Here is a 556-nt window from a genome sequence, read left to right on the forward strand (position 1 = left end):
AGATTGTCTTCAGCAATGACATCGGCAAACTTATTGATAAAATCCCCATCTAAGGAGAAAATGGCAGATTTCTTAGCATAAATCAGCCCGCTATTGCTCATATCAGCGCTCACATTGAGCGCAACCCCATCACCACTTGAACCAATACTGCCGGCATTGTCCAAAACATCGGCGGTTAAAACAAAAGCGCCACCACTTTTGAGTACACCGTCTTCACCATTTAAAACCAGAGCAACTTGCCCCAATGACGGATCATGGCTTTCTGCCATAAGCGTAAAGCTGTCAATGGCTAAAAGCTGACCGGAATTGGCTAAAGACCCAAGCTTCGCATCAACAACACCGCCCACCATGATACCGGAATTGCTTAAAACATTATGGCTGTTGAGAGTAAGTACTCCGCCTTGCGCCTCTATAAGCCCAGCTTGGGCGAGTGTGCCTGCCTTCAGCGCGACATCATAGCCACCAACCTCACTTGTCTTACCCAGCGTCAAGGTGCCATCGGTTGAGAGTTCTATCCGCTTTTGCGAAACAATGCGCCCCGTTTGGTTCAGAGTGT

Annotated in this window: 1 protein-coding gene; it reads right to left on the minus strand. The window is 48.2% G+C overall.

Annotated elements, in window-relative coordinates; translation table 11 throughout:
• Window positions 1-556: hypothetical protein (locus tag ACFIKB_RS09645; protein WP_375653552.1), on the minus strand; the 556-nt coding region annotated here is incomplete at both ends.

The organism is Bartonella sp. MR110HLJHH (assembly GCF_042194225.1).
GTDB lineage: Bacteria > Pseudomonadota > Alphaproteobacteria > Rhizobiales > Rhizobiaceae > Bartonella > Bartonella grahamii.